Source organism: Flammeovirga pectinis (genome assembly GCF_003970675.1).
GTDB lineage: Bacteria > Bacteroidota > Bacteroidia > Cytophagales > Flammeovirgaceae > Flammeovirga > Flammeovirga pectinis.
On record NZ_CP034562.1, the window covers coordinates 1447286 to 1463241 of the forward strand.

Sequence of the window (15956 nt, forward strand, 5' to 3'; positions counted from 1 at the left end):
ATGCTTAAAAAAATTAAATATATACTCTTAACAATTTTAGTAGTAGGAACAACAAATCTTTTTGGACAAGATGTAATGCCGAAACCAAAAAGAACACTCATTATAGGTGGGGCTCTAGGTTCTTATAGGGGAGATTTATCACCTAATTATTCTAAAGTGAATGGGGGAGCAAATTTAGGAATTGTCTTTAATAAGAAGAAAAGGTTCGACTTGCGTTTTGACCTTAGCTATTTGTATTTACAAGGGCAGAAATTAAGAGGTGCAGATTATATACCCCCACTTACAGAACCATTTCCTAACGATTATTTTCAATCTCATACTTTGAATACAAGTTTGTCTGTGATGTATAATATCATCAACAAAAAGAATTTTAAATTGTATATCGCTCAGGGTATTGGGCTATTTTATTATAATCCTTTAGATGAAAACGGGGAAGAATTGATTGATAATATTTCTGATAATAGAAATGGAATCTATGAAACTAGGAACGAAAACGAGGTGTATTCTAATTTTGCTTTTTCTATGCCAACTAGATTTGGAGCTACATATTACTTAAAAAATAACTTTGGAGTAGGAGTAAGCTGTACATTTGCAAATCCCTTCACAGATTATCTAGATAATGTATCAGACTTTGGAACTGTAAAGGGAAATGATAATGCAATGTCGATTAATTTTAATTGTTTTATACCTCTAGCTTATTCAAAAATTAAGAAGTAATTATTTATCCATATTTTTTAATTGATCATTTTCAATTTTTCTATAAAAGCAAGATTTACGAGCTGTTCCGCTAGCATTTTTAGTATGACAGGCTCCACTACCAACCATTTTCACTTTATACAAAAGAGAATCTTGATCACAATCCGTTAATATTTCTACAATTTCTAGGTAGTCACCAGAAGTCATTCCTTTGGTCCATAATTCATTTCTAGAAGTACTCCAGAAAGTAGCTTTACCTAGCTCTAATGTAGTCTCAAGGGCTAATTTATTGCACCAACCTTGCATAACAATCTCCATAGAATCTACATCCTGTACTATAACAGGAACAAGACCACCTCTTTTGTCAAATTGAATTTCAATAGAATTCCCTTCTTCTAATATTTTTTTATTCATGAGTTTCGTATTGTAGTTTGAAATGTTGTTTAGGCTGTTTCTTTCTAAAAAAGCAAAGACCTATATGAAATAAGTCAACTGAGATCCCAATTGCATCATCTTTAATTATTTTAAGCCATGCTTTTTTCATTTCTTTAGACCAATAGATGTCGTCAAATATGAAAAGTGTATTCTCGTTTGCAAATTTCTTACAGCGCTCATAATAATCTATTGTTGGTTCAAATTTATGATTGGCATCGAAATAAACAACATCCAATTGGGGTAATTTTTTGATGGCACTTTCAAGTAAATCATTAATATCGCCTGTTAAAGGAGTAATATTAGTGTCTGGAAAATCTTTAAAAATAGTTTGAGCTTCTATTGATATGCTTTGACAACCTTCAATAGTTACGGTATTAATATCCTTTGCAGAAGTACTTAAATATAAAGTAGAGATACCAAGAGAGGTACCTAGTTCTAGTATATTTTTATATTTATACCTCGAAATTAATTCAAAAAGAAAAGCTCCAGTTCGTTCCGAACAAAGCGATGTTTTTGCAATATTTTTTATAGAGCGACTTTCGAAATTATTTTTTCTTGAGCCAGCTCCTAAATCAGTAACTTTGATTTTAGTACTGTTTCCTAATAATTGTTGCCTTTTCTCTTCTATTTTATCAAAAATATAATATTTCTTATTGGGCTCAATTGCTTGAGTATAAAGGTCATAAACAAAAGGGGAGTGAAGCCCATGTGCATTACCTGCTTGAAATTTATACTTTATAAAGTCTAAAACTTGCATATACCTGTATGTTATAGTTCATTATTCCGCACTTTAGATTATCTTTGCGCGGATTTAATGCAATATTTATTGCAAATATGTAGAAAGAATTAGTCTTCTGAAATAAGAATATTTATATCAATGGGATTGAAATGTGGAATCGTTGGATTACCAAATGTTGGTAAGTCAACTCTTTTTAATGCTTTAACAAGTGCAGAAAATGCTGAATCAGCTAACTTTCCTTTCTGTACAATCGACCCTAACGTAGGTGTTGTAATAGTTCCTGACCCTAGAATGAAGGTCTTGGAAGAACTTGTTAAACCGCAAAAATCTTTGCCGACTGTAATCGAAATCATGGATATTGCAGGTTTGGTGAAAGGTGCAAGTAAAGGTGAAGGTTTAGGAAATAAATTCTTAGCAAATATTCGTGAGGTTGATGCAATCATTCACGTAGTTAGATGTTTCGACGATCCAAACATTATTCACGTTGCTGGACAAGTAGATCCTGAAGAAGATAAATCAGTAATTGATATGGAACTTCAGTTGAAAGACTTGGAGTCAGTGGATAAGAAATTGCTGAAAAATACTAAAATGGCTAAAACAGGAAACGCTGAGGCGAAAAAGACTGTTGCTGCTTTAGAAAAATTCAAGGCACATTTAGAATCTGGTGAAAATGCTAGATCTATTGATGCTACTGAAGATGAATTGGCAGAAGTTGCTGACTTAATGTTATTAACTGGTAAGCCTGTTATCTATCTAGCAAACGTAGACGAGGAGAGTATCCATACGGATAATGACCTTGTTAAGCGTATGAGAGAAATTGCCGACTCAGAGAATGCTGAACTTATTAAAGTTTGTGCTTCAATTGAAGAGCAAATATCATCTTTAGATGATGAGGAGGAAAAAGAAATGTTCTTAGATGAATATGGCTTAAAAGAGTCTGGTTTAGATCTTTTAATTCGTGCATCTTACAAACTTCTTGATTTAGTAACTTACTTTACTGCAGGTGAAAAAGAAGTGAGAGCATGGACAATCCATAAAGGATGGAGGGCTCCTCAAGCTGCAGGTGTTATTCATACAGATTTTGAGAAAGGATTTATACGTGCAGAAGTAATCCATTATGCGGATTATGTAACATATAAATCAGAATTAGCTTGTAAAGAAGCTGGTAAACTTTCTGTAGAAGGTAAAGAGTATGTTGTAGAGGACGGTGATGTAATGCACTTCCGTTTCAACGTATAATTATAGATAAAATACAAAAGAGTCCCACTATTTTTTATAAAGTAGTGGGATTACTGTTTTAATGTGAAAAAGGGTTTCCTATTTATAATCGTCTTACTGATAGTAGTAATAATTTGTTCAGTATCAATACGAAAGAAGATAGGATACGCTGTTCATGGTATTGATGTGTCTTATTATCAAGAGGATATCAATTTTAATAAAGTAGTGAACGATGGTTTCTCTTTTGTATTTATGAAAGCATCTGAAAGCCATTTTTTAAAGGATAAACAATTTGATGAAAATTGGAAAAATGCAGCCAAGTCAAATTTAATAAGAGGAGCGTATCACTTTTTTAGAGCTGATAAAGATCCTGTTAATCAAGCCAATTGGTTTGTGCGACATGTTAAGTTAAAACCAGGTGATTTACCGCCTGTTTTAGATTTAGAAACTACAGAGGGTAAATCAATTGGTGTTGTGAGAGAAAGGGCGAAAGTGTGGTTAAACCTAATAGAAAATCAGTATAAAATAACCCCAATTATCTATACAAATAAGTCTTTTTACGAAGATTATTTATATGGTAGAGAGGCTTTTAAGAAATACCCAGTTTGGATAGCAGCTTATAGTTCTTTTACTGATCCAACATTGTCGGATAAATCAAAAAAATGGATATTTTGGCAATACACGGATAATGGTAGTGTAAAAGGAATTAAAGGTGAAGTAGACTTAAATGTATTTGATGGAACATTGAGTGATTTAAAACGAATGTGTATTCAAGGTAAATACAATTTAGAGCCATTAAATAAGACAACGCCAAAATCATTACCTCAAATTGGTAAAATGAAGTAAAAAAAAGTATGTTTAAATTCGATTTACATCTATTTACTTCGTATTTTCGCATACAATTATTTGACAAAAAAAGAAATACAAATATATATTGATGGATAGTGTTCAAGTTAAAAAAGATAAGCCCACTGTACTATATGTAGATGATGAACAACAAAACTTAGTCTCTTTTAGAGCGGGTTTTAGGAAAGTCTACAAAGTGTTGATCGCAAATAGTGGTGACGAAGCTTTGGAAATCCTAAAGGAAGAACATAATAATATTAGTGTTGTTATCTCTGATCAGCGAATGCCTAAAATGACAGGTGTTGAGTTGTTTGAGGAGGTAAGAAAGTTATATCCAGATATAATGAGGATTGTACTTACTGGTTACAGTGATGTGCAAGATATTATCAATGCGATTAGTAAAGGTGAAGTATATAGATATATTACTAAGCCTTGGAATAGAGACGAATTAATGGTGACAATTGACAATGCCATTGAAGCGTTTAATCTAAAAGTAGAAAACAGACGTCTATTCTCATCTTTACAAGAAGCAAATGAGCATCTTGAAGAAAAAGTAAAAAGTAGAACGAAGGCACTTCAGGTTCAGAACGAAGAGTTAATTGAACTTGATGGTGAAAAAAATCATTTAATTGGTATTGTTGCTCACGATTTAAAAAGCCCTCTAAGTCAAATTGGAGGGTTAATTGAATTGATGAAATTTGATATGGATACATTTTCTTCTGAACAGAAAGAATATATCACTATGATTCAGACGTCAATCAATAAGCAAGAAGAATTGATTACACAAATATTAGATTTAAATGCCTTAGATTCTAAAGCATCGAATTTAAATATTATACCTAGAGATATATCAAGAGCTGTAAAAGATAGTGTAGAACGTTTTGAACTTACTGCTAAGAAGAAAAATATCACATTTGATTTAGATGTGAAAGAAAAACTTTATGCAGCTGTAGACGAAACTTATTTTGGACAGATTTTACAGAATTTGATTTCTAATGCAATTAAATTCTCAAATAACAATTCTATAGTTAAAGTTTTCTTACAGGAAGAAGAGACAACGCTGCAAATACATGTGAAAGATCATGGTCCTGGATTAAACGAAAACGATAAGAAAAAATTATTTGGAAGATTCCAAAAATTATCTGCTCGCCCAACTGGTGGAGAACACAGTACTGGTTTAGGTTTATCTATTGTTAAAAAGATGGTAGAAGATATGAACGGTAGAGTTTGGTGTGAATCTGTTGAAGGAGAGGGTGCAGATTTTATAATTGAATTTAAGAAGGTTGAGGCCTAAAGAATGAATTCAATTTCTCAATGAAAAATTAAATCTTTATCAATTATGAAAACATAGTAGGTAAAGATTTAGTTTTTTATAAAGTTTTGAACAAATTAATATTCTATCTGTTTTTAAAGCAGAAGAAAAAATATAAAGATGAAAAAAGGCGTATTACTCGTTAATCTTGGAACTCCTGATAGCCCTAATACAGGAGATGTTAGAAAATACCTTAGAGAATTTTTGATGGATGAAAGGGTAATTGATATACCTTTCTACAAAAGATGGCCTTTGGTAAATTTAATTATTGCTCCTTTTAGAGGACCTAAATCAGCCGCTGAATATAAAAAAGTATGGACAGAGAATGGTTCACCTTTACTTTATTATGGTTTAGAGAGCCAAAGATTGTTACAAGATAAATTAGGAGAAGGATATCATGTAGCTTTGGGTATGCGATATCAAAACCCAACTCTTAAGAGTGCATTAATGGAACTAAAGCGAAATGCTGTAACAGAAATTGTTGTGGTACCTTTGTTTCCTCAATATGCATCTGCAACTACGGGTTCTGTAACACAAAAAGTAATGGAACTGGTTAAAGGGTGGCAAATTGTACCAGACGTAAGTTTTGTACAACATTACCATAGACATCCATTATACATCAAGACCTTTGCAGATATTGGAAATAAATACTTGCGTGCAGAAAAGTTCGACCATGTAATATTCAGTTTCCATGGTTTACCAGAACGTCAAATTCTTAAGGCAGGTATAGATTCTTGTTGTAAACTAAGAGGTGAGAATGGATGTGTAAGGAAAGCTTACCCTAGAAATACATTCTGTTACCGTTCGGCTTGTTTTGAAACTGCAGACTTAATTGCAAAAGAATTAGGTTTAAAAGATACTGATTATAGTATTTGCTTTCAATCAAGACTTGGTAAAGACCCTTGGATTCAACCCTATACTGAAGATACTATTATTGATTTGGCTAAAAGTGGAAAGAAAAGCGTATTGGCATTTTCTCCAGCTTTTGTCTCAGATTGTTTAGAAACGACAGTTGAAGTAGGTGAAGAATATAAAGAGATTTTTGAAGAAAACGGAGGTGAACATTGGCAATTAGTAGAAAGTTTAAACGATCATCCTATGTGGATTAAATGTTTAGAAGATCTAGTTAAAGGCAATGAAGCTCATGTTCCTGAATTAGATGCTTAATCTTTTAATTCTATATTAATATTAAGTTCCTTATGCCCAGTTTTAAAAGCTAGTATATGAGACTTTAAAGTATCCTCAGTAATTTCTTTCGAATTGGAAGTTGCTGAGGATTTTATTTCATTAATACTTTTAATAAAAGAAAGGTCTTTTAAAAGTTCTTTAACAAGATTAGCGTTTTTATCGTCTTCAATAGAAATTAAAAATTGTTTCATAATAATTTGAAATTTAAGTGAAATGTAAACCTAATAACATTACGGAAATCAGAACTTTCTGTTTACCTTAGACAACTATATTAATAACTTCGACAGTTTATTAACATTATTAGAAAAATAAAAAATGTCAGACCATACGAAATATAAATTTTTAAAATTTATTTTACGTACCCATAAAACAATAATATCTGAAAGAGAAGAGTGGATAAGAAAACTCAAAAATAAGTTAGATAAAAACCTCCCTTTCTTCGAATTAATTATCGGTGCATCAGCATTTATTTCTTTAGTATATACGCAAGGCTTTAATCTTTCAGAATTAGAAGTAATTAGTTGGATTAAATACGATAGGTGGATTGTAACGTTTTATGCATTCTTAATTATTCTCAAATTATTGCTTGTCAAAGAGAAAGTGTTTACAAAAGAACACTTTATGGATATTATTTTCTTGTCCATGATTCTAGGAATTTTATATTATAGGCTATTTATTCTCCATAATTACGATCATCCTGTTTATCACAAATTAGGATGGGAAGCATATATTATTAGTGTTCAGGTTACTATGATTATAGCGAGTTTGGTCTCGTTGGCTAATAATAGATCGTATTGGCTGTTTTTTACAGCAAATAGTACAACAATGATTATAGGTTCTTTGCTAATAATTGTAGTTTTAGGAACGATTTTATTAAAATTACCAGAGGCAACAACTCAACCAATTAGTTGGGTAGATGCATGGTTTACAGCGATGTCAGCTGTATGTGTTACGGGTCTTGCTCCCTTTAATATTGCGGAGGTATTAACCTTTAAAGGACAACTAATTTTAATGTTTCTTTTTCAGATTGGTGGGTTAGGAGTAGTATCATTAACTACTTTTATCGCATTAGCAATACAGAAAGGAGTAAAGACAAAAGAAGAATTTGTTATCCAAGATATGATGGAATCTGAAAGTATAAGTTCATCAGCCTTAATATTAAAACGAATTGTTCACATTACTGTTATAGTAGAATTAATAGGAGCAGTGTGTTTGTTCTTTGCTTGGAGCGATTTAGACCTTCTATTAGATGATTTGATTTTTAAATCAATATTCCATTCAATATCAGCTTTTTGTAATGCTGGTTTTTCTAATTTCCATGATGGATTACAAGATGAACGTTTAGCAGTAGATTGGTTCTCAGGTTCAATAATAATGTTACTTATTATAATTGGAGGCCTTGGTTTTAGAACATACCATGAGGTTTTAAGAAGGAAAAAGAAATTTCAACGTCATTTGTCATTACAATCTAGGTTATCTTTACAAGGGACTGCAGTTTTAATTGTTGTAGGAACAATAGGGATCTACCTTACAGATATTTCATATTGGAATGAGAAATCATTCTCAGATGGTTTATTACAAACTTTATTTACGAGTGTAACATGCCGTACAGCTGGTTTTTCTGTTGTAGAAATTGGCGATTTATCAGTGGCCACTGTCATGATGATGATTTTATTAATGTACATAGGTGGAGCACCAAACTCAACTGCTGGAGGAGTAAAAGTAACAACAGTGTATGTTCTTCTTAAATATTTTTTCGCTCAAATTAGAGGGAATGATCATGTACATGTTGGTTGGAATACGATAAAAGAAGCGAGTATCCGTAGAGCAATTATTGTATTTATGATGTCTATAATGCTTTCTTTTATTTCTCTTTTTATTCTGACAATTTCAGAGGCAGGAGTACCTCCAGAAGATATTTTATTTGAGTATTTTTCCGCATTGGGTACTGCAGGTTTATCAAGAGGAATAACAGGAGAGTTGTCTGTTTTAGGCAAGTTTTTAATATCATTTGTAATGTTTAGTGGTAAAATCGGATTGTTTACTTTAGTTTCATTGTTAGGTGAAAATAACGACAACTTTAAATACCGTTATCCAGAAGCACAAATATTAGTAGGTTAGATGAAAAAGATTAATAAAAGGTTTGTTTTAATTGGAATGGGTGCATTTGGTATCGAAGTAGCCAAATCTCTAAGAAACAATAATGAAGATTTATTGATAATTCTTCATAACGATTATGATAATTCTAAAGATACTAGAGATGGTCTAATTACATTAAAGCGTTTGCGCGAAATGGGATTTGAATACCTTTATGAAACAGATACTACAAATCCTTTAGCCCTTAAAAAGCACATTAAAAGTACAGATACAATAATTCTTTCTCATGGTAAAAACTTTGAGACAAAATTATTAACTATCGAAGCTTTGAAAGAGCTTGGCGTTGAAGAGATTTATGCTCGTGCTACTAGAGATATGCACGCAAAGGTTTTAAACAAAATGGATATTTCTAGAGTGATATTCCCAGAAAAACAAGAAGGGAAACGATTTGCTTTAGAATTGATAAATAAATCTGTGAAAGCAATGGATGAAGTTGCTCCAGGTGTATTTATCTGTGAGATGAGAATACCTAAGGAATTTTTAGGAGAAAGTGTTCGTAAATTACGTTTCCGAGATCAATTTCATGTATCTGTAATCTGCCTTAAAGAATTAATTCCTACTGGGAAATTTGATGATAGAGGTGAAGAACTGGCTGATGAAAAAGTATATATACAAGACTTTAGAGATGTAACTCTCTGTAAGAATCATACATTGGTTATTGCAGGTGGTAAAGATAGATTGAAAGGTGTAACAGATTTAGTTGTTAAGGAGTAAGAAATTAGCAATTAGAATATAATTTTTGAAGTTGATCTTCTAAAATTTGGAACTGTTTGTCTCTGTCATAAAACTGAAGGCAAGCAGTTCTTCCATTTTTACCCATTTTTTCTCTATCAATACTATTCTTGCTTAACCGTTTGATGTTCTCTTTGAGTAAAGAGTAATTGGTAGGCAGAGAAGTTAAACCACAAGTGTGTTTTTTTACAATGTCGGCCCCTTCGCCATCCCCATGAAATAAAATAGGAATACCCATACTCATACTTTCGTAGAGTTTAGCAGGGAGCGTTCCTTTTACATAATTTTTCTGGGAGATAATTGCAGCATCATGTTTACCTAATATATTGTGAACTTCGGTGTATGGTACAGTAGAATGTAAAACCACATTACTTAACTTTTTTGCTTTTATATATCTATCTATTTGAGTGTACTCTACACCATTTCCATAAATATGTAATATTGTATTTATCGATTCAAAATCAACTTCTTTGATTAAATCTAAAATACCATGAGCAACTCCTAAAACTCCCATATAGACAAGGTTAAATGAGGTAGAAGAGTTACTTTTAATTTCAGAAGGTGTAAAACGTTTTAAATCTGCCCCAATTCTATATACCATAGAAGTATTAAACCCAATACTGTTAATATATTCTTTAGACTCTTCTGATTGAGTAAGAATCATATCAGCATTTTTATAGTAATATTTTTCGAGTTTGTGTAATATTCTATAAGCAAAAGAATCACGCTTAATACTCTTTAAATTGACCATAGCTTCAGGCCATAAATCAGAAACATTGAGAATTAATTTTATACCAAACCTTTTCTTTGCAATAACACCAAGTAGCGGTAAACTAATAGGAGGTGTTTGCACAATAACTGTATCAAACTTTTTTTCCTTTAAAAAGGATAACGATGTAAACATTGAAATAAACATTGTAAACATACTAATCAACCTTAAAAGAGGGTTATTCTTCTGAGATGGAATTAACCAATGTCTTTTTACAGGAATTGAGTTGATGTACGTATTGTGTTTAAACTTAAACCAATCTGAAGTAGTTAATTTACCAGTAGGGTAGTAAGGATGAGATGTGAAAATGTGCACATCATGTCCCATTTCCTTAAATTTTAAAGCCATATGCTCATATTGATGAGGTGCCGCTCCAAAATCTGGGGATAACAATGTGTGATGATACAAATTTTCAGTTTTGAACCGCTTTCTAAAGTACCGTCTATTTTATTTCTGTTATTTGATTTTAAAATCATTAATTCTTCACTCACAAAACCTAACGGTCAACTTCTCCCATTACAACATCAATAGATCCAATAATAGCAATTAAATCAGATAAAAGAACACCTTTAGAAATTTCTTCTAAAACAGATAAATTACAGAAAGAACAAGCTCTAGCTTTAACACGTTCAGGAATATCAGATTTTCCATTTGTTCTAAAGAAAAAGCCAAGTTCTCCTTTAGGATTTTCTGCTCTACTGTAAAAATCCATAGCCTTAGGTCTAATTTTTTTAGGTACTAATGCTTGTGGGTCAAAAGTTCTATCTCTTTTGTGATCTGTAGTTAATTGTGCTAAACATTGTTTCATAATCTTTAGAGATTCCCAACATTCTTCTACACGTACGTTAGTTCTGTCCCAACAATCACCAACAGTACCCATTTTACCTTCACCTATAGGGATATTAAAATCAAGTTCTGGATAAACTGAATAACCGTCAACTCTTCTTAAATCATGCGCTAATCCAGACCCTCTTAAAACAGGACCTGAAGTACCATAATCAATAGCAAGATCTAATGGAAGAACACCAACATTTGCAGTTCTTTCAATAAAGATCTTATTGTCCATTACTAATTCTTTAAGCTCTTTTAATTTAGGCTCAAAGTAGGTAATAAACTCAGTACATCTTTCTTCAAAACCAACAGGAAGATCGTAATATAAACCACCCACCCAAATATAATTATAGAGCATTCTAGCTCCTGAAATCCATTCTAAAAGTCTTAAGATATGCTCTCTGTCACGCATCATCCATAAAAATGGAGTAGTTGCACCTATATCTAAACCATAAGTACCAATGGCAACAAAATGAGACGCCAATCTATTTAACTCAGCAACCAAAACACGAATATATTCAACGCGCTTAGGTATTTTCTCAGATATTCCCATCATTTTCTCAACACCCATTGCAAATGCATGTTCAGAATTAATTGCCGCCATATAGTCCATACGATCTACGTAAGGAATGATTTGTTGAAAATTTAAATTTTCAGCATGTTTTTCAAAACAACGATGAAGATAACCGAGATGCGGAGTTAATTCAACAACATATTCTCCATCAGTTAACACTTCTAACCGAAGTACACCGTGTGTAGAAGGGTGATGGGGACCAAGGTTTAGTACCATCTCTTCCGTTTTTAATTTAGAAGGGTCATAGAAATTCTCAGAAGAGTTCTTTAAATGAGTATCTTCAAACTGATATTGAATTTGTCTTTTTTCCATAAAGTTGTTTGTACTTCGATTTCCCAAAATTGACAGTTTTATATCAATTATTCAAGAAAATAGGGAACGAGCTATTAAGATTAAAAAATTAAAGTCAAAAAACCTCCCAAATATGCAGAATAGTTATTAGAGATGTAAATTTTAGTCTATTTTTGTCACTGAAAATTTCTCTTAAGCAGAGAAGTAAATTAATGCTTATGGTCCATCTCATTTTTTAGCGAGATGGTCAGTTGTAATTATTGACGCACTTTTAACCGTTTTTTAAGATGGGTACTCCACAAGACGAAAATCAAACTAATGAGTTACAAGAATCTAATGTAACAGAAAATACAGCATCGCAACTTGATGATGTAGCTGACATGGACGATGTAGCAGATTTTGGTGATGATGACGCAAAAGCAACAATCGAAGAAGAATTACAAGAAGACCAAGATTTTTCGGGTCTTTCTAAAACTGAATTACTAAAAGAAATTCAGAAATTAGTAGGTAATACTGACGTTGTTAAAGCAGAACGTATTTCTAAAAAAATCAAAGAATCTTTTGATCCTATTAGAATTGCAGAAGAATCAGCAGCAAAAGAGCAATTTAAAGCTGATAATGGAGATGTAGAAGGTTTTGAATATACGGATTCAGAAGTAAAAGATTTCTACGAGGCATTCCGTACAATTAGAACAGATCGTCGTCAACATTTTGAGCAAATGCAAAAAATGCGTGATGATAATTTAAAGAAGAAACGTTCTATTATCGCTCAAGTCAAAGAGTTAATTGAAAACACTGACGACATGGGCGTAATGACCAAAGTTAAAGAACTTCAGAAAGAATGGAAAGCTACAGGAGCTGTACCACAACAATTCGCTGAAGAAATCTACAAAACTTATGGTGCGTTGCTTGACCGTTTTTATGATCAGATGAGTATCGAATTCGAATTAAAAGAATTAGATAGACAGCACAATCTAAAAGCGAAACGTTCTTTAATTGAGAGAGCTGAAAAACTTATAGAAATGGAGAATATTACTGAGGCTGTACAGCACCTTAATGCTCTTCATGAAGAATTTAGAAGTATTGGTCCGGTTCCTAAAGAGGAAAAAGACAATATCTGGAATAGCTTCAAAGAAATTTCTGATAAGATTTATGATATAAAAAGAAAGCACGCTGAAGAATTTAAAATTGTGTTAGATGCTAACATGAAATTAAAGCAAGCATTGTGTTTAAAAGTTGAACCTTTCTCTTCTTTCAATACAGATCGTATTAAAGAATGGAATGAAGAAACTAAAAAATTATTAGCTGTTCAGAAAGAATGGGAGACAGTAGGTCCTGTTCCAAGAGAAGTAGCTAATGGAATTAACAAACAATTCTGGGCAAACTTTAAGCAATTCTTTGCTAACAAAAATAAATTCTTCGAAGTTTTAGAAGCAGAAAGAGCTATAAACTTAGAAAAGAAGAATGCATTGGTTAAAAAGGCAGAAGAGCATAAAGAAAGTACAGATTGGAACGGATCTTCTGATGCATTAATTTCTTTACAGAAACAATGGAAGAGCATTGGGCCAGTTCCTGAGAAGTTTAGAGATTCAGTTTATGCTGAATTTAAAGCAGCTTGTGATGCTTTCTTTGATAGAAAACGTAACAAACGTAACGAAGACAACAAGGAATTTTTAGAAAACTTGAAAAAGAAAGAAGAAATTTGCCTTGAGATATCAAAATTAACTGCTGATAAAACAGCATTTGATCAAGCTATTATTGAAGAAAAATCTTCTGCATTCTTTGAAATTGGTTTTGTACCAAGAAAAGAAAAAGATGCAATTGTTGATAAATTTGTTGCTGCTATCGAAGCATTTGTAGAAACAGCAACTGATTTAGACGAAAAAGGTAAATTACAAGCATTAGCAGCTGTATTTAACCATATTCCTGGTGGTGGAAATAGATTCCGTAACCAAGAGCAAAATATTAGAACTAAGGTTAAAAACTTAGAAGATGATATTGCTTTATGGCAAAATAACTTAGCATTCTTTGCAAACTCTAAAACGGCAAACAAGTTGTTAGAAGAGTATAATGTAAAAATTGATGATGCTAAAGTTGAAGTAGTAAAATTGAAAGATCAATTAAAAGTTATTCAATCATTGGATAACTAGAATTGTTTTTTTTGAGATATAAAAAGCCATCGTAGAACTATTCTATGATGGCTTTTTTTTTATGCACTACAAATTTTTGTTTTAATGTGAAATACATATATTGAAATAAGAATTTGATTAAATTGTTATTTTCTTAATAAAGTTAACAACTTTAGGAATCAGACCCGTGTTTTGCTATTTTTATAGAGATCAAAATATTTTTATGTACTAGAGAAGTTATTGGCCTTAAATTACTATGAGATTTAATACCATAAACATGTAGGTTATAACACCTCAAAGCCTTTCTATCTATTAAGGACGAACCTTAAATACAACCGTTCGGTTATTGCCTCTAGTATTTCACATTGAGAGTTATGTTAAGCTCTCGAAACAATCAATATGAGTAGAATTAGGAGTGACGAAAGAACTTTTATGGGTTTTAAAGCAAATGGACCTGTGTCTATTACATCAATTTTAGTTATTGCTACCTTGGTAATAACAACTTTGGTTGTTGGGGAACCCATGGAAGCCTGGTTTAAAGAAACTCAAAATACAGTTGCTAACAATGTAGGATGGTTATTTATTCTGTTAGTTAATTGTGTACTTATTTATGCAATATTTCTTGGTTTTAGTAAATTTGGAAAAATACGAATAGGAGGTAAAGATGCTAAACCTGAGTTTACTACAACAGCATGGTTTTCTATGCTTTTTAGTGCAGGTATGGGAATTGGATTATTATTTTGGAGTGTAGCTGAGCCTATAAACCATTTTAAAAGTAATCCTTTTATAGCTGCTGGAGGTGATGCAGCTCAGGCTGCAGAATATGCAATGGGTATTACATTTCTACATTGGGGTGTTCACGCTTGGGCATTATATGCTGTTGTAGGGTTAGCATTAGCTTTCTTTACTTTTAATTTAAAGTTGCCGCTTACTATCCGTTCTATCTTCTTCCCATTATTTGGAAATAAAATTTACGGAGTATTAGGCGATATCATTGATACAATTTCTGTAATCGCTACGTTATTTGGTCTAGCTACATCACTTGGGTTTGGAGTTCAGCAAATAAATTCTGGTCTAACGTATTTATTTAATATTCCTACAAGTAATACAGTTGAACTAACCCTGATAGTAATTATCACAGGTTTGGCTACATTGTCTCTTGTTTTAGGGTTGGATAAAGGTATAAGAATGTTGAGTGAGTGGAACATGAGACTTGCTTTAAGTTTAATGGTTTTAATGTTAATCATTGGACCAACATTATTCTTATTAAAATCATTCGTTCAAAATGTAGGTTACTACTTCTATGAATTTTTTGAATTAAGTTTCTGGACAAACTCTTATAAAGGAGTTGGACAGGAGAAGAATTGGCAAAATTCCTGGACGGTATTCTATTGGGCATGGTGGATTTCATGGTCTCCATTTGTAGGTATCTTTATTGCTAGAATCTCTAAAGGTAGAACTGTTAAAGAGTTTATTTTAGGTGTATTAATTATACCTGCTTTACTTACATTTTTGTGGTTAACAATATTTGGAGGTAGTGCATTGTACCAAGAATTGATTGGAAATCATGCAATTACAGAAGCTGTAAACAAGAATGTCTCTACGGCAATATATTATTTATTAGAGCAATATCCGTTTACAACATTTGCTTCAATTTTAACAATAATCTTAGTAACATCTTTCTTTGTTACATCTTCAGATTCAGGATCTTTTGTAGTTGATACATTAACTTCTGGAGGAAGACATGATGCACCAACATACCAAAAAATATTTTGGGCATCAATGGAAGGGTTAATTGCTGGAGTACTATTAATTGGAGGAGGTTTAACAGCCTTACAAACGGCATCAATATTAACAGGCTTACCTTTTGCTTTAATTATCATTGTAATGTGTTTTAGTTTCTATAAAGCACTTCGTGATTATTACGAAGAAGAGTACGCTCCGAAAAAACCAACAAAAAAGTTATCTGAATAATAACTTTCCAAAGCCATCAAATTTAAAGTTTGATGGCTTTTCTTTTATCTAACTCTCTTTTATAC

General features: G+C 32.0%; 14 protein-coding genes. 9 read left to right on the top strand and 5 right to left on the bottom strand.

Annotated elements, in window-relative coordinates; all coding sequences use genetic code 11:
* Entirely contained in the window at positions 1-717 is a 717-nt protein-coding gene (locus tag EI427_RS05820) for a hypothetical protein (protein WP_126612596.1), read from the top strand.
* On the opposite strand, the gene EI427_RS05825 is transcribed toward EI427_RS05820, so the two are convergent.
* Together EI427_RS05825 and EI427_RS05830 are read right to left on the bottom strand one after the other, a co-directional pair.
* Entirely contained in the window at positions 718-1110 is a 393-nt protein-coding gene (locus tag EI427_RS05825) for a phosphoribosyl-AMP cyclohydrolase (protein WP_126612598.1), read from the bottom strand.
* On the bottom strand, positions 1103-1888 hold the full coding sequence (locus EI427_RS05830; RefSeq protein ID WP_126612600.1) for an O-methyltransferase: 786 nt from the start codon (positions 1886-1888) through the stop codon (positions 1103-1105). Before EI427_RS05830 ends, EI427_RS05825 begins: the two co-directional genes overlap by 8 nt.
* Positions 1889-2008: 120 nt before the next feature.
* On the opposite strand from EI427_RS05830, the gene ychF reads away from it, so the two are divergent.
* The 4 genes from ychF to hemH all read left to right on the top strand — a co-directional run bounded on the left by ychF (position 2009) and on the right by hemH (position 6413).
* Positions 2009-3109 carry a redox-regulated ATPase YchF gene (gene ychF, locus EI427_RS05835; protein WP_126612602.1) on the top strand — a complete coding sequence of 367 codons (1101 nt, stop codon included), beginning with the start codon at positions 2009-2011 and terminating at the stop codon, positions 3107-3109.
* 63 nt (positions 3110-3172) lie between these two features.
* On the top strand, positions 3173-3934 hold the full coding sequence (locus EI427_RS05840; RefSeq protein WP_126612604.1) for a glycoside hydrolase family 25 protein: 762 nt from the start codon (positions 3173-3175) through the stop codon (positions 3932-3934).
* 91 nt (positions 3935-4025) lie between these two features.
* The gene (locus EI427_RS05845; RefSeq protein WP_126612606.1) at positions 4026-5228 is read left to right on the top strand and encodes a hybrid sensor histidine kinase/response regulator; all 1203 of its coding nucleotides are present in this window, start codon (positions 4026-4028) and stop codon (positions 5226-5228) included.
* Between the two features lie 138 nt (positions 5229-5366).
* Positions 5367-6413, top strand: a complete 1047-nt coding sequence (hemH, locus tag EI427_RS05850) for a ferrochelatase (protein ID WP_126612608.1) — start codon at positions 5367-5369, stop codon at positions 6411-6413.
* Here hemH and EI427_RS05855 read toward each other — a convergent pair.
* Positions 6410-6625: a hypothetical protein gene (locus tag EI427_RS05855; protein WP_126612610.1), complete on the bottom strand. Its 216-nt coding sequence runs from the start codon at positions 6623-6625 to the stop codon at positions 6410-6412. The two genes, hemH and EI427_RS05855, sit on opposite strands and share 4 nt — an antisense overlap.
* Before the next feature lie 124 nt (positions 6626-6749).
* Between EI427_RS05855 and EI427_RS05860 the strand changes: the two genes are divergently transcribed.
* Complete coding sequence (locus EI427_RS05860) at positions 6750-8555, top strand: TrkH family potassium uptake protein (protein WP_126612613.1); 1806 nt, start codon at positions 6750-6752, stop codon at positions 8553-8555.
* Entirely contained in the window at positions 8556-9305 is a 750-nt protein-coding gene (locus tag EI427_RS05865; protein WP_126612615.1) for a potassium channel family protein, read from the top strand.
* 4 nt (positions 9306-9309) lie between these two features.
* Here EI427_RS05865 and EI427_RS05870 read toward each other — a convergent pair whose 3' ends face one another.
* Both EI427_RS05870 and EI427_RS05875 read right to left on the bottom strand, forming a co-directional pair.
* Positions 9310-10500 carry a glycosyltransferase family 4 protein gene (locus EI427_RS05870; protein WP_170178403.1) on the bottom strand — a complete coding sequence of 397 codons (1191 nt, stop codon included), beginning with the start codon at positions 10498-10500 and terminating at the stop codon, positions 9310-9312.
* A gap of 88 nt (positions 10501-10588) precedes the next feature.
* Positions 10589-11809 (bottom strand): NADH-quinone oxidoreductase subunit D, encoded by a 1221-nt coding sequence (locus tag EI427_RS05875; protein ID WP_126612619.1) that lies wholly within the window; start codon positions 11807-11809, stop codon positions 10589-10591.
* A gap of 266 nt (positions 11810-12075) precedes the next feature.
* Here EI427_RS05875 and EI427_RS05880 point away from each other — a divergent pair, with 266 nt between their 5' ends.
* The gene (locus EI427_RS05880; RefSeq protein ID WP_126612621.1) at positions 12076-13938 is read left to right on the top strand and encodes a DUF349 domain-containing protein; all 1863 of its coding nucleotides are present in this window, start codon (positions 12076-12078) and stop codon (positions 13936-13938) included.
* Between the two features lie 378 nt (positions 13939-14316).
* Positions 14317-15891 carry a BCCT family transporter gene (locus EI427_RS05885; RefSeq protein ID WP_126612623.1) on the top strand — a complete coding sequence of 525 codons (1575 nt, stop codon included), beginning with the start codon at positions 14317-14319 and terminating at the stop codon, positions 15889-15891.
* The last annotated feature ends 65 nt before the right edge of the window (positions 15892-15956 follow it).